The organism is Falsiroseomonas sp. CW058, from assembly GCF_050563535.1.
Lineage (GTDB): Bacteria > Pseudomonadota > Alphaproteobacteria > Acetobacterales > Acetobacteraceae > Falsiroseomonas.
On record NZ_JBNXUO010000011.1, the window covers coordinates 123,438 to 142,220 of the forward strand.

The following is an 18,783-nucleotide window of genomic DNA, read 5'->3' on the forward strand; positions in this document are numbered from 1 at the left end:
CTTGCCCCCACGGCCCGCCGCGGCCAGCATCCCGCGCGTCTGACCGCGGGAGTCGCGCTGCATGTCCTTCCCCACCATCGCCGAGGCCGCCGCCGCGCTCGCGGCCGGCCGCACCACCTCCCTCGCGCTCGTGGAGGAGGCGCTCTCCCGCATCGCCGACCCGGCGGGGGAGGGGGCGAGGGCCTTCGTGGCTGTCCACGCCGACAGCGCCCGCGCCGCCGCCCGCGCCATGGACGCGCTGCGCGCCGCCGGGCGCGCGCCGAGCCCCTGGGCCGGCATCCCGATCAGCGTGAAGGATCTCTACGACGAGGCCGGGCAGGTCACCCGCGGCGGGTCCGTGGCGCTGGCCGATGCCGCGCCGGCGGCGGCCACCGCGCCGTCCGTGGCGCGGCTGGAACGCGCCGGCTTCGTGGTGCTCGGCCGCACCAACATGGTGGAATTCGCCTTCTCCGGCCTCGGCGTGAACCCGCATCACGGCACGCCGCGGTCGCCGCATGACCGCGCGACGGGGCGGCTGCCGGGCGGCTCCTCCTCCGGCGCGGCGGTGGCGACGGCGGACGGGATGGGCTTCGCCGGGTTGGGGTCGGACACCGGCGGGTCCTGCCGCATCCCCGCCGCGCTCTGCGGCATCGTGGGCTGGAAGCCCACCGCGCGGCGCGTCACGCTGGAAGGCACGCTGCCGCTGTCCTTCACCCTCGACAGCCTCGGCCCGCTGGCGCGGTCGGTGGCCTGCTGCGCGGTGATCGACGCCATCATGGCCGGCGACGAGCCGTGGAGCCCCGGCCTGCCGCTGCCGGTCGCGGGGCTCAGGCTCGGCGTGCTGCAGGGCTACGTGACGGAAGGCTGGGATGCCGGCGTGACCGCCGCCTTCGAGCGTGCCTGCGCCACGCTGTCCGCCGCCGGCGCGCGGGTGGAGCGGCTGGAAGTGCCGGAACTGCCGCGAATTCCCGCCGCCAACGCCACCGGCGGCTTCGCGGCCAGCGAGGCCTTCGCCTGGCACCGCGGCCTGATCGAGCGGGCGAAGGACCGCTACGACCCGCGCATCCTCGGCCGCATCCTGCGCGGCGGGGCGATGCCGGCCGCCGACTACATCGCGCTGATGCAGGACCGCGCCCGGATCATCGCCGCCATCGCGCGGCGCACCGCCGCCTTCGACGCGGTGGTGATGCCCACCTGCCCGCTGACCCCCCCGCCGATCGCCGCGGTGGAGGACGAGGCCGAATACACCCGCATCAACATGCTGCTGCTGCGCAACACCAGCATCGGCAACTTCCTCGACCGCTGCGCCATCAGCATCCCCTGCCACCGGCCCGGTGAGGCGCCGGTCGGCTTCATGCTGATGGGCGAGCACATGGGCGATGCCAGGCTGTTCGCCGTGGCGGGCGCGGTGGAGGCGGCGCTGGCGGCATAGCGCCGGCCCGTCATGCCTTCCCCGGCAGCCCGATCCCCGTCAGCGCCTGCCAGACGCGGATGACGAAGCCGTCGTCGGCGCGGCCATGGCCCATGGCGCTGGCGGCGGTGAAGAGCTGCTGCGCCTGGGAGGCCAGCGGCACCGGGTGGTCCAGCCCACGCGCCATCTCCGCCACCAGCCCCAGGTCCTTCACGAAGATGTCCACCGCCGAGCGCGGCGCGTCGTCGCCTTCCAGCACGCGGGCCATCCGGTTCTCGAACATCCAGGAACTGCCCGCGGCGCTGGTCACCACCTCGTAGAACTGCCGCGGGTCGGCCCCGGCGCGGATGGCGAGCGACATCGCCTCCGCCGCCACCGCGATGTGCACCCCGGCGAGGAGCTGGTGCGCCACCTTAACCGTGGCGCCGAGGCCCGGCGCCTCGCCCAGTTCCCATACCTTCGCCGCCACCGCGTCCAGCACCGGCCGCGCCCTGGCGAAGGCGTCGCGGCTGCCCGAGGCCATGACCGTCATCGCGCCTTCCGCCGCCTTCGCCGCCCCGCCCGAGACCGGCGCATCGAGCCAGAGCAGCCCGCGCGCCGCGGCCAGCCCGGCCAGCCGCCGCGCATCGTCGGGCGACATGGTGGCGGAGGAGACCACCACCGCCCCCGGCGCCATCCGCGCCGCGCAGCCCGACGGTCCGAAGACGGCGGCTTCCGTCTGCGCGGCGTTCACCACCAGCGTGACCACCGCCTCCACCCCCTCCGGCAGTTCGGCGGCGGTTGCGCAGGCGTCGCCGCCGGCCGCGACGAAGGCGGCGCGCGCGGCCCCGGACAGGTCGCAGCCCGTCGTCGCGAGCCCGGCGCGCAGGCAGCTCCGCGCCGCGCCCATGCCCATCGCCCCCAGCCCGATCACGCCGACCTTCATCGTCCCCTCCCGCGGTGCAGGTGGCACGCTGCGGCGGGCGGGGGCTCAGCGCAAGACGAGCACCAGGATCTGCACCAGGGCGGCGACGGCGGCCAGGACCAGGGCGATCCGGCTGAGGGTGGAGATCGGCGGCATCCCGGTCAGATTGCGGGGGCGATGATCGCCTTCAAGAGCGCCTTCAGCGCCGGCGCCGCCGCATCCTGCCGCGCCAGCAGTTCCGCCTCATGCGCGCGGGCGAGGGGGATGAGCTCGGCGGCCAGGCGCTCGCCCTTCGCGGTCAGGCGGATGCGGGTCTGGCGGCCGTCGCGCCGGCGGCGCACCAGGCCGTCCGCCTCCATCCGGTCGAGCAGCTTGGTCATGGTGGGCTGCTGCATCAGGCAGGCGGCCGCCAGCGCGCCCACCGTCTCCCCCGCCCCGGCGCCGGCCAGCGTGGCGACGACGCGCCAGACCGGCACCGCGACGCCCCGCGCCTTCAGCCGCGCATGGAACCCCGCCGAGGCCTCGTGCGAGGCGCGCGCCAGCAGGTAGAGGAAGTAGTCCTCGACGAAGCGGGGCGGGGTGGCCATGGCGCCAACATATGACTTTTCATGTAAGCGTCGCCACGCCTATCCTGCCGCCCGCGGGCGTCGATGCGGGGGGCCGCGTGGCCCCGCCTGCCACGCCGGACGGGGAGGGGCCCTTGCGCGACGACCGCATCGAGCCGCAATGGATCGACGCCTTCGAGGCCGTGCTGCGCCTGTGCCGGGCGGAGCCCGGCGAGACGGTCTGCATCCTGGCCGAATCCCAGTCCCGCCCGCTGAACCTCGACCTTGCCGAACTCGCCGCGCACCGCCTTGGCTGCCGGCCCTTCCGGCTCGTGGTGCCGACGCCGCGGCAGGTGGCGCCGGTGCCGGTGCGCTCCACCGGCGCGTCCCGCGCGCTCGCGGGGCATCCCTCGGCGCTGGCCGCGCTGAAGGCGTCCTCGCTGGTGCTCGACCTCACGAGGGAAGGGCTGCTGCACGCGCCGGAACTGAAGGAGATCCTGGCCGCCGGCGCGCGCGTGCTGATGGTGAGCGACGAGCACCCGGAGGTGCTGGAACGCCTGGTCCCGCGGCCGGAGGACGAGACGCCGGTGAAGGCCGCGGTGCGGCGCTGCCGGGCCGCGGCGGCGATGCGCGTGACCAGCGCCGCCGGCACCGACCTGGTGGTGGACATGCGGGGCGCCGCCACGGCGGGCGTCTGGGGCTGGACCGACCGGCCCGGCACGGTCGCCCACTGGCCGGGCGGCGTCGTCGTCAGCTTCCCGCGGGCGGGCACGGTGGCCGGCACGCTGGTCCTGGCGCCGGGCGACGCCAACCTGACCTTCAAGCGCTATGTCGAGGCGCCGGTGCGCCTGACCCTCGCCGACGACCATGTGACGGCGGTGGAGGGCGACGGCGTGGATGCGCGGATGATGCGCGAATACCTCGCCGCCTGGGGCGACCGCGCGGCCCATGCGGTCAGCCATGTCGGCTGGGGCCTGAACCCCCGCGCCCGGCGCGAGGCGCTGCTGTTCGGCGACCGTCGCGACCTGAACGGGACGGAACTGCGCGCGGCGGCGGGCAACTTCCTGTTCTCCACCGGCGCCAACGAATTCGCCGGCCGCTACACCGAAGGCCATTTCGACATTCCCGTCTTCGGCTGCACCATCGCGCTGGACGGGGAGGTCGTCGTGAAGGAAGGGCAGCCCGTCGCATGACCACCATCCTGCTGCACGGCATCGGCGGGCCATCCTGGGGGGACCTGGTCCCCGGCGCGGTCGACTGGCCGATGCCCGGCTTCGCCGGCGCCCCGCCGATGGACCGCATGACCTTCCCCGCCCTGGCCCGCGCGCTGCGCAACACGATGGATGCGCGCGGCATCGGGCGGGCGACGCTGGTCGGGCACTCGATGGGCGGGATGCTGGCGCAGGAATTCGTCGCCACCTGGCCGGAAAGGGTGGCGAAGCTGGTGCTCTACGCCACCACCCCCGCCTTCGGCGGCCGCGACCCCGCCTTCGCCGAGGCCTTCCTGCGCGCCCGCCTCGCCCCGCTGGAGGGCGGGCGGACGATGGAGGAGGCCGCGCCCGCCATGCTGGAGGGCATGTTCGCCGAGGGCGCCGACCCGGCGGCGATGCCGCGGGCCGCCGCCGCCATCGCCGCCGTGCCGGAGGAGGTCTACCGCGAGACGGTGCGCTGCCTGACCACCTTCGACCGCCGCGCCGACCTTCCCCGCATCGCCGTCCCCACGCTGCTGATCGCGGGGGAGCGCGACCAGGCCGCGCCGGCCAGGACCATGCAGCGCATGGCGGAGGCGATCCCGGGCGCGCGGATCGCCGTCATCCCCGGCGCCGGCCACCTGCTGCACCTCGAACGGCCCGACGCGTTCCGCGCCGCGCTGGCCCCCTTCCTCGCGGAGTGACGCGCATGGACGCGCTGACGGGCACGACGGCGGATGCCGCGATCTTCGATGCCGACGCCTTCCGCCTGACGCCGCTGGAACGCGACCTGACCGCCAAGGCCCGCGAATTCGGCGCCCGCGTCCTGGCGCCGCGCGCCGCGCGCTGGGACCGGGACGCCGCCTTCCCCACCGACAACTACCGCGACATGCACCGCGAAGGGCTGCTCGGCGTCTGCATCCCCGCCGAGGATGGCGGGATCGGCGCGGATTTCCGCGCCTATTGCCTGACGGCGGCCGAGATCGGGCGGTACTGCGGCGCCACCGCGCTGACCTGGAACATGCATGTCTGCTCCACGCTCTGGACCGGCGCGCTGACCGACGACCTGGAGATGGATGCGGAGACGCGGGAGACGCATCGCCGCCGCCGGCGCCTGCACTACGACCGCATCCTGAAGGACGGCGCGGTCTATTCGCAGCCCTTCTCGGAAGGCGGCGCGGCGGCGGCGGGCACGGCGGCCTTCGGCACCACTGCCACCCGCGTCGAGGGCGGCTTCCTGGTGAACGGGCGGAAGATCTTCGCCTCGCTGGCCGGCCATGCCGACCAGTACGGCATCCTCTGCACCGAGCAGCGGGAGGGGGAGAAGCTGTCGCGGCGCGACACGCTCTACCTCGGCGTGCCGGCCGATGCGCCGGGCGTCGCGGTGGAGGGGGAGTGGGACCCGCTCGGCATGCGCGGCACCGTCTCGCGCAACCTGGTCTTCCGGGACGTCTTCGTGGCGGAGGATGCGGCGCTGATGCCGCCGGGCCTCTATTTCCAGGCGGCGACGCGCTGGCCGCACATGTTCATGACGCTGACGCCCACCTACATGGGCCTCGCCCAGGCGGCCTACGACTTCACGGTGCGCTACCTGCGCGGCGAACAGCCGGGCGCGCCGCCGGTGAAGCGGCGGATGTATCCGACGAAGCAGATCGCGGTGGCGCAGATGCGCGTGATGCTGGAAGCCACCAAGGCGCTGTGGTTCCAGGCGGTCACCGATGCGCGGCCCGACCCGACCAGGGAACAGGTGCTGCGCGCGCTGGCCGCGCAGCACACGGTGATGGAGAACGCGAACGCCATCGCCACGCTGGCCATCCGCACCTGCGGCGGGCAGTCCATGCTGAAGTCGCTGCCGCTGGAACGCATCTACCGCGACAGCCGCTGCGGCTCCCTCATGCTGCCCTGGACGGCGGAGCTCTGCCTCGACCGGCTGGGGCGGGAGACGCTGTACGAGAAGGGCGAGGTGGATTGATCGCGCCCCACCCCGCCGCCCGGCTCGTCTTCGCGGGCGCCACGCTGGACGGGGCGGCGCTGGCCGGGCAGGCGCGCAGCCTCGCCGCCCGGCTGCGCGCGGCTGGGGTCGCGCGCGGCGGCCGCTTCGGCTGGATCGGCACGAACCACCCCGCGATGCTCGCCGCCTTCTTCGCCGCTGCCGAGATCGGCGCGGCGATGGTGCCCTTCAACTGGCGCCTGTCGGAGGAGGAGCTGCGCTGGATCGCGCGGGATGCGGGCATCGCGCTGCTGGTCCGCGGCCCGTCCCACGCCGCCGCCCTGCCGGGCATCCCGGGCCTGCCGGACCGCGCCGAGCCCGGCGCGCCGGAGGGCGGGCCGATGGACCCGCTGCTGATCGGCTACACCTCGGGCACCACCGGGCGGCCGAAGGGCGCGGTGCTGACGCAATCCGCCTTCGCCGCCAACGCCGCGGCCGCGCGCGCGGTGTTCGGCCTGGCGCCGGGCGAGCGCGTGCTGACGGTGCTGCCGATGTTCCATGTCGGCGGCCTCAACATCCAGACCGTCCCCGCCCTGCTGCACGGCGCCGGGGTGCTGCTGCACGACCGCTTCGACGCGGACGCCTTCCTCGACGCGGCGGAGCGCGACCGGCCGACCCTGTCGCTGGTCGTCCCCGCGGTGATGGCGGCGCTGGTCGCGCATCCGCGCTGGGCGACGGCCGACCTCTCCTCGCTCCGCGCCGTCGGCGCCGGCTCGTCCGAGGTGCCGCTGCACCTGATCGAGGCCTTCCATGCGAAGGGCGTCCCCGTGCAGCAGGTCTATGGCGCGACCGAGACCAGCCCCATCGCCATCGCCCAGATGCGGGAGGAGGCGCTGGCCGCGCCCGGCTCCATCGGGCGGCCGGTGCCGGGGGTGGAGGCGCGGCTCGTCCCCGGTACGGGGGAGATCGCGATCCGCGGCCCCAACGTGATGGCCGGCTACTGGGGCGACGCGGCGGCGACGCGCGCCGCGCTCGACGATGGCTGGTTCGCCACCGGCGATGTCGGGCGCATCGACGCGGATGGGCGCTGGTGGTTCACCGACCGCCTCAAGCACCTCATCATCTCCGGGGGCGAGAACATCAGCCCCGCCGAGGTGGAGCGCGTGCTGGCCGGCGCGCCGGGCGTGCGCGAGGGCGCGGTGGTCGGCCGCCCCGATCCGCGCTGGGGCGAGGTGCCGGTGGCGGTGGTGGTGCCGGCCGAGGGATTCGAGGCCGCGCGCGTGCTGGCGCATTTCGAGGGGCGGCTGGCCCGCTTCAAGCAGCCGCGGGACGTGGTGGCGGTGGAAGCCCTGCCGCGCACCGCTCTCGGCAAGGTGGCGGTGGCGGAGCTGCGGAAGGTGGTCGCGCGCTGACCCTCAGCGCAGCGACAGCCAGGCCAGCATCGTCGTGCCGAGCGCGATGCGGTACCAGCCGAAGGGCGTGAAGCCGATGCGGCCGATCACCGCCAGCACCCAGCGCACCACCAGCAGCGCCACCACGAAGGCCGCCGCGAAGCCGACGCCGATCTGCCCGAGCCCGGACAGGTCGAGATCGGCCCGCGCCTTCCACAGGCTGAAGGCGGTGGCGGCGCACATGGTGGGGATGGCCAGGACGAAGCTGAATTCGGCGGCCGTCCGCCGGTCCACCCCCACCAGCAGCGCGGTGATGATGGTTGCGCCCGACCGGCTGGTGCCGGGGATCATCGCCAGCGCCTGGCCGAAGCCCACCAGCAGCGCCGCCAGCGGCCCCATCTGCGGCACGGAATGGATGTTCGGCAGGCGGCGCCAGCGTTCGATCGCGATGATGGCGACGCCGCCGAGGATGAGGGCGAGGGAGACGACCCATGGGTTGAACAGCGCCCGCGTGATCGGCCCGTGCAGCGTCGCGCCGATGGCGGCGGCCGGCAGGAAGGCCAGCAGCAGGTTCTGCGCGTAGAAGCGTTCCGGCCCGGGCACCCAGGCCCGGCGCAGCAGCCCCGCGAGCGTGGCGCGGAAGACGATCACCACCGCGAGGATGGCGCCGAGCTGGATCGAGATCTCGAAGGTCTTGCCCGGCGGCCCCTGGAACCCCAGCAGCTCGCCCAGCAGGATCAGGTGGCCCGTCGAGGAGATGGGCAGGAATTCGGTGAGCCCCTCGACGATGCCCATGAGGAGGGCGGGGAACAGGGCGCTGGCATCCATCGTGTCGGGTGGCTCCGGGACGGAGCGGATGTAGACGGCCCCGCGCCCCGTGGCCACGGGGAACACGATGAAGGTTGCGGCACGCCGGGGCGGCCGATCCCCCTTCCCCGCGGATGCGGGGAAGGGGGACGGGGTTCAGCGCACCGTCTGGGCGGCGGTGAAGGCGAAGTTGTCGAAGCTGTTCTCCGACACGCGGAACCACTGGTAGCTGTCGGTGCGGAAGCGGTTGTAGCTTTCCATGATGCGGGCGAATTTCGGGTTCTGGCGCGCCAGGTCGGCGTTCAGCTCCTCGTTCGCGCGCCAGGCGGCTTCCAGGATCGGGCGCGGCCAGAAGCGCAGCTGCGCGCCGGCCGCCACCAGGCGGCGCAGCGCCTGCGGGTTCAGGTGGTCGTAGCGGGCCGTCATCTCGGCATCCGCCTCGCCGCAGGCGACCTCGATGGCGGCCTTGTACTGGTCCGGCAGGGCGGCGTGGGCGCGCTGGTTCATCATGAAGTGCAGCCGCGCGCCCGGCTCCCAGAAGCCCGGGGCGTAGTAGAAGCGCGCCACGCGGACGTAGTTCGCGCGTTCGTCGTCATGCGGGCCGACGAATTCCGCCGCGTCGATCACCCCGCGTTCGAGCGAGGGGTAGATGTCGGCCGGGGCGATCAGCGTCGGCGCGGCGCCGAGGCGGGTGAAGAGCTGCCCGGCGAGGCCGGTGATGCGGAACTTCAGGCCGCGCAGCTGCTCGACCGTCGTGATCTCGCTGCGGAACCAGCCGCCCATCTGCGCGCCGGTGTCGCCGGCGGTATGGGCGACGATGTTGTAGTCGCGGAAGAACTCGGCCGCCAGCTCGTTGCCGCCGCCGAAGCGGAACCAGCTGGTCATCTGCCGGGTGTTCAGGCCGAAGGTCATGGCCGTGAAGGGCGCGAAGGCGACGTCCTTGCCGATGTAGTAGTAGGACGCGGTGTGGCCGCATTCCAGCGTGCCCTGCTGCACGGCGTCGAGCACCTGCAGCCCGCCCACGATCTCGCCCGCCGGGAAGGTCTGGATGCGGAAGCGGTTGTCGGTCAGCTGGGCGACGCGGGCGGCGATCTTCTCCATCGTGCCGTACAGCACGTCGAAGACGCGGGGGAAGGAGGACTGCGCGCGCCAGCGCACCTCCGGCAGGGTCTGGGCGATGGCGGGGGCGGCGAGGGCGACCGGCGCGGCGGCGGCGGCGCCCATGATGGCACGGCGGTTCATGCGGTGTGTCCTCCCAGGCGGGGCGCGGGCTCCCTGCCCGCTGCTGGGATGACGCTTAATCCATCCGCCCGGCGGGGAGAATAGGCGACATCGCGCCTACAGAACGAACCCGGCCAGAACCGCCGCCGCCGCCGCCATCTGGACAAGGTTGGCCGCCACCGACAGGCGGTGCCCCCGGTCGAAGGCCGGGCGCGCCGCTTCCTCCCCGGCCTTCAGCCGGTCCGAGGCGGCGTTGATCCGCGGCATCAGCACCTGCCGCAGCCAGGCCGCGAGCCCCGCCACCGCGGCCATGATGCCCGCATCGGGCGGCGAGAGAGGGTACAACGCCACCGCCGCCGCGGCGGCCGTGCCGGCCACGAAGACGTAGTAGCGGGGGAACAGCGCCCGGATGAAGCGCCCGCCCGGCTCCGCCGGCAGGACCCGGAAGACCAGCGGCGCGACGAGGGCGGCGAAGAACACCATGCCGCCCACCAGCAGGGCGGTGGCGAACAGCGAGATCAGCGCGAGGACGGTCATGCCGGCCGATATGCGGCGCCGGCCCGTTGCGTCAACGTCGCGACGGGCCGGCCGTCAATGCCCGCCGCGGACCGGCCGGGCTTCCGCCGGCCGCCGGGCGCCGACGCCGCGCACCGCCGTGCCGGCCGCCAGCAGCACGACCGCAAGCGCCATCAGCCCGCCCGACCACAGCAGCACGTCGCGCAGGCTGCTTCCGGCCAGCCGCGGCCCGCTGCTGGCGAAGACGCCGAGGACGAGGGCCATCAGCAGCCCGAACACGCCGACCGCCATCGCGATCATCGCGAGCCCGTCCAGCACGGTGCCGAGCAGGGCGAGCGGGCGGGAGGAGGTGGTGCCCATCGCGTCGCTCAGCGACTTGCCGACGAGGAACAGGAACAGGCCGGCGACGACGATCCAGACCCACATCGCGGCAAGATCCCTGGTTGAACAGCGCGCCCGATGATGCCGCCCGGGCGGGGCGGCGGCAAGGCCGGGCGCGGCGCCGGCGGCGGGGGGCGAAGGCGGCGCCTCCGCCCCCCCTTCGGCATCAGTAGCGGTACTGCTCGGCCTTGAAGGGGCCCTGTTCCGGCACGCCGATGTAGCCCGCCTGCTGCGGCGTCAGCGTGGTCAGCGTCGCGCCGACCTTCGCGAGGTGCAGCGCCGCCACCTTCTCGTCGAGGTGCTTCGGCAGCGTGTAGACCTTCTTCTCGTACTTGCCCGGGTTCGTCCAAAGCTCGATCTGCGCCAGCGTCTGGTTGGTGAAGGACGCGGACATCACGAAGGACGGGTGGCCCGTGGCGTTGCCGAGGTTCACCAGTCGCCCCTCGGACAGCAGGATGATGCGCTTGCCGTTCGGGAACTCGATCTCGTCGACCTGCGGCTTCACGTTGTCCCACTTGTAGTTGCGCAGCGCCGCGACCTGGATCTCGCTGTCGAAGTGGCCGATGTTGCAGACGATGGCGCGGTGCTTCATCGCCCGCATGTGGTCGGCGGTGATGACGTCCACGTTGCCCGTCGCGGTGACGAAGATGTCGGCCTTCGGCGCGGCCTGCTCCATCGTCACGACCTCATAGCCCTCCATCGCGGCCTGCAGGGCGCAGATCGGGTCGACCTCGCTGACCATCACGCGGCACCCGGCGTTGCGGAGCGAGGCGGCGGAGCCCTTGCCCACGTCGCCGAAGCCGCAGACCATCGCGATCTTGCCGGCCATCATCACGTCGGTGCCGCGGCGGATGGCGTCCACGAGGCTCTCGCGGCAGCCATAGAGGTTGTCGAACTTCGACTTGGTGACGCTGTCGTTGACGTTGATGGCCGGGAACAGCAGGCGGCCTTCCTTCGCCATGACGTAGAGCCGGTGGACGCCCGTCGTCGTCTCCTCGGACACGCCGACGATGTTCTTCGCGAGCTCGGCGAACCAGCCCGGCTTGGTCTTCACGCAGTCCTTGATGAGGGCGAAGAAGACCTCCTCCTCCTCGTTCGTCGGCTTGTCGAGGAAGGCGGTGTCGCCCCCTTCGGCGCGCAGGCCGTAATGCACCAGCAGCGTCATGTCGCCGCCGTCGTCGAGCAGCACGTTCGGCGTGCCGCCGTCGCCCCATTCCAGCGTGCGCTTCACGTACTGCCAGTATTCCGGCAGCGTCTCGCCCTTCACCGCGAAGACCGGCGTGCCGGTCGCCGCGATGGCGGCCGCCGCGTGGTCCTGGGTCGAGAAGATGTTGCAGGACGACCAGCGCACATCGGCGCCGAGCGCCTTCAGCGTCTCGATCAGCACCGCGGTCTGGATCGTCATGTGCAGGCAGCCCGCGACGCGCGCGCCCTTCAGTGGCTGCGCGGCGCCGTATTCGGCGCGCACCGCCATCAGGCCGGGCATCTCGTCCTCGGCCATGGCGATCTCCTTCCGGCCCCAGCCGGCGAGCGAGATGTCCTTGACGACGAAATCCTGGGTCTGGCCGTGGGCGTCGGGCATGGGGGCGGTGTCCTGGGCTGTGTGGGGTCCGGGCCGGGCGCGTAGCACGGGCGCGGGGCAGGGGGAAGGCTGCGCGATTTCACATAAGGATATGTTTATGTCCTGTCGGCCCCGGGCGGGGCAGGGCCGCCACCCTTCCCCCGCTTGGCAGCGCCGGGCGAAGCCCCCATCTTCCCTGCCTCCCCCGACACCACCCTCCCCAGGTCGAGGCCCGAAGTCAGCCGGATGGTCCTGTTCCCCTCCCAGCCCGGGCGCCGCTTCCGCGCCCCGGAATTGTCCGGCGTCGCCGAACGCTTCCGCGCCACCAGCCAGACCGTCCGCAGCCTGATCGAGGAACTGCGCCAGGGCGGCGGGCAGCGCCGCAGCGGCGCCCCGGGCCCGCGCGGCGACCGCGCGCCGGGCGAACTGCGCGTCGCCTCCTGGAACCTGCACAAATGCGTGGGTGCCGACGGCCGCTTCGACCCTGCCCGGTCGGTGGCCGTCATCGCCGAACTCGGCGCCGACCTCGTCGCCCTTCAGGAGGCGGACAAGCGGTTCGGCCGCCGCACCGGCCTGCTCGACCTGCACGCGCTGGAACGCGCCACGGGGCTGACGCCGCTGCGCGTCTCCGACCTGTCGGACGGCCATGGCTGGCATGGCAACGCCCTGCTGGTCCGCCCCGGCACCCGCGCCCGCTTCCGCCGCCTCGCCCTGCCGGGCGCCGAGCCGCGCGGTGCGCTGGTGGCGGAACTCGACCTGGCGGAGGGGCACCTGCGCGTGGTCGCCGCGCATTTCGGCCTGCTGCGCCGCTGCCGCGCCCGCCAGGCGGACGCCATCCTGAAGGCCCTGTCGGAAGGCGAGCAGATGCCCACCCTGCTGCTCGGCGACCTCAACGAATGGCGCCCCGGCGCAAGGTCGTCGCTCCGTGCGCTGGAGCCGGTCTTCGGGCCCGTCGTGCCCGGCCCGGCCAGCTTCCCGGCGCGGCTGCCGGTCCTCGCGCTCGACCGCATCCTCGGCTGGCCGCAGGGGCTGGTGACGGAGGTGGAGGCGCATGACAGCGCCCGCGCCCGCGCCGCCTCGGACCACCTGCCGCTGACCGCCCGCGTGCTGCTCGGCCCCGCCGCGCAGGCGATGGCGCTGTCCCAGGCGGCCTGAAGGGCGGGGCAGGCGAACCCTGCCCGCCCGCGGCCGTTGCGCTCCTGTGGCGCAGCCGGGCCGGGGGGCGCACACCGGAGTGTGAGCCGAAGGGGCCGGCAAACGCCGGTCCCGCGTGCCATCTGCTCCGGGACAGCGCAGGATGGCAGGAGAGACATGTCCGACCAGCTGACGCGGTCCGTGCCGGCCGAGGCTGCCGGCAAGCCCCCGCCGGGCACCCGGCTGGAGCGTGCCGTGCAGGCGGCGCTGGCCAGCCTCGGCGCCCGCGCCGCGGTGGGCGGCGTGCAGAGCGGCATCGCGCTGGTCACGGAAGGCCCGGCTGCCTTCGCCGTGCGCGCCGCCACCGCGCGCGCGGCCGGCCGTTCGCTCGACCTGCAGTACTATGTCTGGCGGGGCGACGTGACCGGCCAGCTCCTTGCGCGGGAAGTGCTGGCGGCGGCGGAACGCGGCGTCGCGGTGCGGATGCTGCTCGACGACGTCTATGCGCTCGGCCGCGAAAGGGTGCTCGCCGCGCTCGACACCCATCCGAACATCGAGGTGCGGCTGTTCAACAGCTTCCGCTGGCGTGCCTTCGGCCGCTTCGGCTTCTTCCTCGAGATGCTGCTGGGCGGGCGGCACCTGAACCGGCGGATGCACAACAAGAACTGGATCGCCGACGGGCGCGTCGCGATCGTCGGCGGGCGCAACATCGGGGACGAGTATTTCGGCCTCGACACCGACGGCGCGATCAGCTTCCGCGACCTCGACCTGGTGATCGCGGGCCCGGCGGCGGAGGATGCCTGCCAGGTCTTCGCCCGCTACTGGGCAAGCCCGCTGGCCCGCCCCGCCTGCCTGGTGGCGCCGAGCGCGGATGCCCGCGGCGGGCTCGCGCGGCTGCGGGGCGAACTGGCCGAGGCGGTGGACCGGCCCGGCGCGGCCGGGCTGCTCGCGCCGCTGCGCCTGGCACCCGGGCGGCACATCCGGCGCGGCCTCTCCCTCGCCCCGGACGGCGCTGTGCGGGTCATCGCCGACCCGCCGGAGAAGGCGCGCCGCGGGCTCGGCGCCCGGCGCGCCGCGCGCGCGGCCGGCGGCATCGCGCCCGAGATCGCGGACGCGCTGCGCGGCGCCAAGCGGGAGGCGCTGCTGATCTCGCCCTATTTCGTCCCCGGCCGGGCGGGGCTCGCGCTGCTGCTGGAACTGCGCGGGCGGGGCGTGCATGTGGCGGTGGTGACCAATTCGCTGGCCGCCACCGACGTCGTCGCGGTGCATGGCGGCTATTCGAAATACCGCCGCGACCTGCTGCGCGCCGGGGTGGAGCTGTTCGAGCTGAAGCCCGGCCCGGTGGACGAGGAGGCGAGCGTGCTCGGCTCCAGGGGCGCCGCGCTGCACACCAAGGCCTTCGTGGTGGATGGGCTGCGCTGCTTCGTCGGCTCCTTCAACCTGGACCCGCGCTCGGCCATGCTCAACACCGAGATGGGGGCCTTCGCCCAGCAGGCGGGGCTGGCGCGGCAGGTGGCGGCGGAACATGCGCGGCTGTCCGACCCGGCGCTGAGCTGGAGGGTCGTGCTGGAAGACGGGCGGCTGGGCTGGCGGGACGAGCTGAACGGCGCGACCCGCACCCTGATGGCGGAACCGGTCGCCTCCTTCTGGCGGCGCGCCGTGGCGGGCATCGCGCGGCGCCTGCCGATCGAGGAACAGCTGTAGGGGCGGGCGTCCCGCGCCCCGGCGGCGCCGCATGCCTGACCTGCCGCCCCCCGGCTTGCCCGCCCGCCATGCGCCTTCCATGCTGCGCCCGGCACGAAGGGGGACGGGGCGTGGCGCGACTGACGGTGCTCGAGCCGGAGGCGATGTATCCGGACACGCGGCTGGAGCAGGAGATCCTCGGCCCCGAGGTGGAGATCATCCGCGGCGGCGCGCCCCACACCGGCACCCTCGACATGCTGTCCGACGAGGTCTGCGCCCGCATCGACGGCCTGCTGATCTTCCGCCACTGGCTGAAGCCCCACCACATCGCCCGTTTCCCGAAGCTGAAGGTCGTGGTCCGCATGGGCGTCGGCTACGACCGGCTCGACCGCGCCGCCTGCGCGGCGCGCGGGATCACCGTGTGCAACGTGCCAGACTACGGCACGATGGAGGTGGCGGACCACGCCGTCTCGCTCGCGCTCGCGCTGCGGCGCGGCATCATCCTGCACCACGACCTGCAGCGCGCCACGCCGCCCGCGCCCTGGCGCTATGTCGACCACCCGCTGATCCGGCGGGCGGAGGTGCAGGGCTTCGGCATCCTCGGCCTCGGCCGCATCGGCACGGCGGCCGCGCTGCGCGCCAAGGCCTTCGGCTTCAAGGTGCGCTTCTTCGACCCCTTCCTGCCGAACGGCGTGGACCGCGCGCTGGGCATCGGCCGGGCGCACAGCCTGGCCGAGCTGATGGCGGGGTCCGACGTGCTGTCGATCCATGTGCCGGACACCCGCCTGACCCGCGGCCTGGTGGGCGCGAAGGAACTGGCCGCCCTGCCGGAAGGCGCGGTGGTGGTGAACACCGCGCGCGGCACCAGCCTCGACCTCGACGCGCTGGAGGCCGGGCTGCGGTCCGGCCGGATCGCGGGCGCGGGGCTCGACGTCATCCCCGTGGAGCCGCCGCCCGAGCCGGTGCACCCCCTGCTGCAGGCCTACCGTGCGCGCGAGCCCTGGCTGACGGGCCGCCTGGTGGTCACGCCGCACAGCGCCTTCCACACGCCGCAGGCCTGGGCCGACATCCGGTCCAAGAGCGCGGAGACGATGCGCGACGTGCTGGTGCGGGGGCTGCGCACCAATGTGATCCCGCCCGAGGGCGATTGAGGGCGGGCCCCTCGCGGCCCTGTGATACACGTTTCGCGCGAATGTTTCGAAGCTGTCGAAAAATCTGGATTGACCGCTGGGGGGTATCCACCACACACTTGTGATTGAAGCTCAAGGACTGAGTCGGCATACTCACGGGTGACGTTCATTCTTCCTTAATCATTCCACCGGCGCGCGAATCAGCATCCGTGGGGCCGGTGGTCCGCGCGCGCCATCCATAGGGCAGCAGGGGCGGCAAGTCGTTGGGCGTACACGTCATACTCGACATATCCCGCCTCCTGGCGGTGGCGCACCGGGCCGCCCCGACCGGGATCGACCGCGTGGAACTGGCCTATGCCCGCCATTTCACCGCCACGGCGCCGGGGCGGGTGACCTTCGTCGCGGAACTTCCCCTTCTCGGCTTCTCGGCGCTGCCGCTGCCGCTGGTCGCCGATCTCGTCGCCGCGCTCGAGGCATCCTGGGATGGGGGTTCGCGGACGGCCGGGCCCGCCGCGCGCCGTGCGCGTCTCGCGCTGCCCTTCGGACGCGGCGCGCTGGCGCAGGTGCTGCGCCGGCCGGGCCCGAAGGCCTTCCTGCTGGTGTCGCACCGGGCGCTGGAACGGCCGAACCGCATCGCCGCGCTGCGCCGGCGGGGCTGCCACTTCGTGCCGCTGATCCACGACCTGATCCCGCTGCACCACCCGGAATTCGCCCGTGCCGGCCAGGCGGAGAAGCACCGCCGCCGCATCGCCACCACCGCGGCGCTGGCCGACGGCATCGTGGTGAATTCGGTCGCGACGGGCGCGGACCTCGCCCCCTGGCTCTCCGCACGGGGTGGCGCGCCGCCGGTCGCGGTGGCGCCGCTCGGCGTGTCGCCGCCGCAGGTGGATGCGCCGCCGGTCGCGCTGCGGCCCTATTTCGTCGTGCTCGGCACGATCGAGCCGCGCAAAAACCACCTTCTGCTGCTGAATCTCTGGCGGCAATTCGCCGCCACCCTCGGCGCCGCCGCGCCGCGCCTCGTCGTCGTCGGCCGCCGCGGCTGGGAGAACGAGAACGTGGTCGACATGCTGGAACGCTGCGCCGCGCTCGACGGCCTGGTGCGGGAAGCCGGCGCCCTGCCGGACCGGGAGGTCGCCTCCCTCATGCGCGGTGCCCGCGCCCTGCTGTTCCCCTCCTTCGCGGAGGGCTTCGGCCTGCCGCTGGCCGAGGCGCTGGCGCTCGGCGTGCCCGTGCTCGCCTCCGACCTGCCGGCGCTGCGGGAAGTGGGCGGCGCAGTGCCGGACTACATCGACCCGCTGGACGGCGCCGCCTGGCGCAGCATGGTGCTGGACTACGCGCGCGCCGACAGCGCCGCCCGGCGCGCCCAGCTCGGCCGGCTCGGCGGCTGGCGGGCGCCAAGCTGGCCCCGCCATTTCGAGGAGGTGGAGCGCCTGCTCGACACCCTGGCCGACCGCCCCGCCGATGCCCCCCCGGCGCCGCCCCCGCGGACCGCGCCGGTGCGCTTCCGGGTGCCCGCGGCCGGGTCCCGCCGGGAAGATGGCGCGCCGTGACCCGCCGGGCCGCCCCCCGCCCTCCCACGCCCTGAAGGCCCGAGGACCGCTGATGCCAGACGGCGCGCCCCGCCGCGGCCGGGCCCGCGTTGCGTCGCCATCGCCCGGCGGCCGCATCCGGCCCGTGGCCGTTCCCATCGCCATCCTCGGCGCCGGCTGCCGGTTGCCGGGGGCGGCCGATCTCGACGCGCTCTGGCCCCTGCTGGCCAGCGGCACCGACGCCGTCTCCACCCTGCCGGCCGACCGCTTCACCCAGGCCGCCTTCCTGCACCCCCGCCGGGGCGAGCCCGGGCGCAGCACCACCTTCGCCGCCGGCCATCTCGGCGACGTCTCGGGCTTCGACGCGGCGGCCTTCGGCATCTCCCCGCGCGAGGCGGCGGAGATGGACCCGCAGCAGCGCCTGCTGCTGGAGGTGACGGCGGAGGCGATCGAGGATGCGGGCTGGCGTCCCTCCGCCATGGCGGGGGAGGAGATCGGCGTCTTCGTCGGCGGCTCCTCCACCGACTATGCGGAGCTGCGCGCGGCCGATCCCGGCGGCGGCGACCGCTACTTCATGACCGGCAACGCGCTGTCGATCCTGGCGAACCGGCTGACCAACGTGTTCGACCTGCGCGGCGCGGCGCAGACGATCGACACCGCCTGCTCCTCCTCCCTCGTCGCGCTGCACGCGGCCTGCCGCGCGCTGGCCGAGGGGCGGATGCCCGCGGCGATCGCGGCGGGGGTGCAGATGCTGCTCTCGCCCTACGCCTTCCTCGGCTTCTCCCGCGCCGCCATGCTGTCGCCCACCGGGCGCTGCCGCGTCTTCGACGCCGCGGCGGACGGCTATGTGCGGGCGGAAGGCGCGGGCGCGGTGATCCTGAAGCGCCTCGACGACGCATTGCGGGACGGGGATGCGGTGCGCGCCGTGGTGCTGGCCAGCGGGGTGAACGCCGCGGGCCGCACCATCGGCCTGTCGCTGCCGAACCGCGATGCGCAGGCGCGGCTGATCCGCGCGGTGATGGCGGAGGCCGGCACGCCCCCCGCCCGCTTCGCCTATTTCGAGGCGCATGGCACCGGCACCCGCGCCGGCGACCCGGTGGAGGCCTGGGCGATCGGCACCGCCGCCGGCCGGGCGGAGGAGCGCGACGCGCCGCTGCCGGTCGGCTCGATCAAGACCAATATCGGCCATCTCGAACCCGCCTCCGGCATGGCCGGGCTGCTGAAGGCGATGCTGGTGCTGGAGAAGCGGCAGGTGCCGCCGGTGCTGCACCAGGTCTCGCCCAATCCGGAGATCGACTTCGCCGCGCTCAACATCCGCGTGCCGACGTCGCTCGAGCCCCTGGCCGGGCCGGCGCGGCCGGTGGTGGGCGTGAACTCCTTCGGCTTCGGCGGGACCAATGCCTGCGTCCTGCTCGGCCCTGCGCCGGCGCCGCGGCGCGCGCCCCGCACGGCGGCGGCGGGACCCGCGCCC

General features: G+C 74.1%; 17 protein-coding genes. 10 read left to right on the forward strand and 7 right to left on the reverse strand.

Going from position 1 to position 18,783, the window contains the following annotated elements; genetic code table 11:
• Nucleotides 1-61 precede the first annotated feature (61 nt).
• Complete coding sequence (locus tag ACK8OX_RS11515; protein ID WP_430664230.1) at nt 62-1,411, forward strand: amidase; 1,350 nt, start codon at nt 62-64, stop codon at nt 1,409-1,411.
• Nucleotides 1,412-1,421: 10 nt separating this feature from the next.
• Here ACK8OX_RS11515 and ltnD read toward each other — a convergent pair whose 3' ends face one another.
• Together ltnD and ACK8OX_RS11525 are read right to left on the reverse strand one after the other, a co-directional pair.
• A complete protein-coding gene (gene ltnD, locus ACK8OX_RS11520; RefSeq protein ID WP_430664231.1) occupies nt 1,422-2,315 on the reverse strand; it encodes an L-threonate dehydrogenase in 894 nt (297 codons plus the stop codon).
• 140 nt (nt 2,316-2,455) lie between these two features.
• Nucleotides 2,456-2,881 (reverse strand): MarR family winged helix-turn-helix transcriptional regulator, encoded by a 426-nt coding sequence (locus tag ACK8OX_RS11525; protein WP_430664232.1) that lies wholly within the window; start codon nt 2,879-2,881, stop codon nt 2,456-2,458.
• Between the two features lie 113 nt (nt 2,882-2,994).
• Here ACK8OX_RS11525 and ACK8OX_RS11530 point away from each other — a divergent pair, with 113 nt between their 5' ends.
• Genes ACK8OX_RS11530 through ACK8OX_RS11545 form a run of 4 tightly spaced genes read left to right on the forward strand, consistent with a single transcriptional unit; the run spans nt 2,995 to nt 7,371 of the window.
• Complete coding sequence (locus ACK8OX_RS11530; protein ID WP_430664233.1) at nt 2,995-4,032, forward strand: 2,5-dihydroxypyridine 5,6-dioxygenase; 1,038 nt, start codon at nt 2,995-2,997, stop codon at nt 4,030-4,032.
• The gene (locus ACK8OX_RS11535) at nt 4,029-4,733 is read left to right on the forward strand and encodes an alpha/beta fold hydrolase (protein ID WP_430664234.1); all 705 of its coding nucleotides are present in this window, start codon (nt 4,029-4,031) and stop codon (nt 4,731-4,733) included. Before ACK8OX_RS11530 ends, ACK8OX_RS11535 begins: the two co-directional genes overlap by 4 nt.
• Before the next feature lie 5 nt (nt 4,734-4,738).
• Entirely contained in the window at nt 4,739-6,001 is a 1,263-nt protein-coding gene (locus ACK8OX_RS11540) for an acyl-CoA dehydrogenase family protein (protein ID WP_430664235.1), read from the forward strand.
• Nucleotides 5,998-7,371 carry a class I adenylate-forming enzyme family protein gene (locus ACK8OX_RS11545; RefSeq protein WP_430664236.1) on the forward strand — a complete coding sequence of 458 codons (1,374 nt, stop codon included), beginning with the start codon at nt 5,998-6,000 and terminating at the stop codon, nt 7,369-7,371. Before ACK8OX_RS11540 ends, ACK8OX_RS11545 begins: the two co-directional genes overlap by 4 nt.
• Before the next feature lie 3 nt (nt 7,372-7,374).
• On the opposite strand, the gene ACK8OX_RS11550 is transcribed toward ACK8OX_RS11545, so the two are convergent.
• From ACK8OX_RS11550 to ahcY, 5 genes are all read right to left on the reverse strand, one after another.
• The gene (locus ACK8OX_RS11550) at nt 7,375-8,235 is read right to left on the reverse strand and encodes an undecaprenyl-diphosphate phosphatase (RefSeq protein WP_430664237.1); all 861 of its coding nucleotides are present in this window, start codon (nt 8,233-8,235) and stop codon (nt 7,375-7,377) included.
• Nucleotides 8,236-8,313: 78 nt separating this feature from the next.
• On the reverse strand, nt 8,314-9,399 hold the full coding sequence (locus tag ACK8OX_RS11555) for a TRAP transporter substrate-binding protein (protein ID WP_430664238.1): 1,086 nt from the start codon (nt 9,397-9,399) through the stop codon (nt 8,314-8,316).
• Between the two features lie 96 nt (nt 9,400-9,495).
• Entirely contained in the window at nt 9,496-9,915 is a 420-nt protein-coding gene (locus tag ACK8OX_RS11560; RefSeq protein ID WP_430664239.1) for a DUF4149 domain-containing protein, read from the reverse strand.
• 54 nt (nt 9,916-9,969) lie between these two features.
• Nucleotides 9,970-10,320, reverse strand: coding sequence for a hypothetical protein (locus ACK8OX_RS11565; protein WP_430664240.1), 351 nt, complete (start codon nt 10,318-10,320; stop codon nt 9,970-9,972).
• 121 nt (nt 10,321-10,441) lie between these two features.
• Nucleotides 10,442-11,857: an adenosylhomocysteinase gene (gene ahcY, locus ACK8OX_RS11570; RefSeq protein WP_430664241.1), complete on the reverse strand. Its 1,416-nt coding sequence runs from the start codon at nt 11,855-11,857 to the stop codon at nt 10,442-10,444.
• A gap of 225 nt (nt 11,858-12,082) precedes the next feature.
• Here ahcY and ACK8OX_RS11575 point away from each other — a divergent pair, with 225 nt between their 5' ends.
• The 5 genes from ACK8OX_RS11575 to ACK8OX_RS11595 all read left to right on the forward strand — a co-directional run.
• Nucleotides 12,083-12,991 (forward strand): endonuclease/exonuclease/phosphatase family protein, encoded by a 909-nt coding sequence (locus ACK8OX_RS11575; protein ID WP_430664242.1) that lies wholly within the window; start codon nt 12,083-12,085, stop codon nt 12,989-12,991.
• A gap of 156 nt (nt 12,992-13,147) precedes the next feature.
• Entirely contained in the window at nt 13,148-14,674 is a 1,527-nt protein-coding gene (locus ACK8OX_RS11580; RefSeq protein ID WP_430664243.1) for a phospholipase D family protein, read from the forward strand.
• Between the two features lie 110 nt (nt 14,675-14,784).
• Nucleotides 14,785-15,804, forward strand: coding sequence for a C-terminal binding protein (locus tag ACK8OX_RS11585; protein WP_430664244.1), 1,020 nt, complete (start codon nt 14,785-14,787; stop codon nt 15,802-15,804).
• Between the two features lie 284 nt (nt 15,805-16,088).
• On the forward strand, nt 16,089-17,333 hold the full coding sequence (locus tag ACK8OX_RS11590) for a glycosyltransferase family 4 protein (protein WP_430664245.1): 1,245 nt from the start codon (nt 16,089-16,091) through the stop codon (nt 17,331-17,333).
• Nucleotides 17,334-17,457: 124 nt separating this feature from the next.
• A partial coding sequence (locus ACK8OX_RS11595; protein WP_430664246.1) for a polyketide synthase occupies nt 17,458-18,783 on the forward strand: 1,326 nt, incomplete at its 3' end.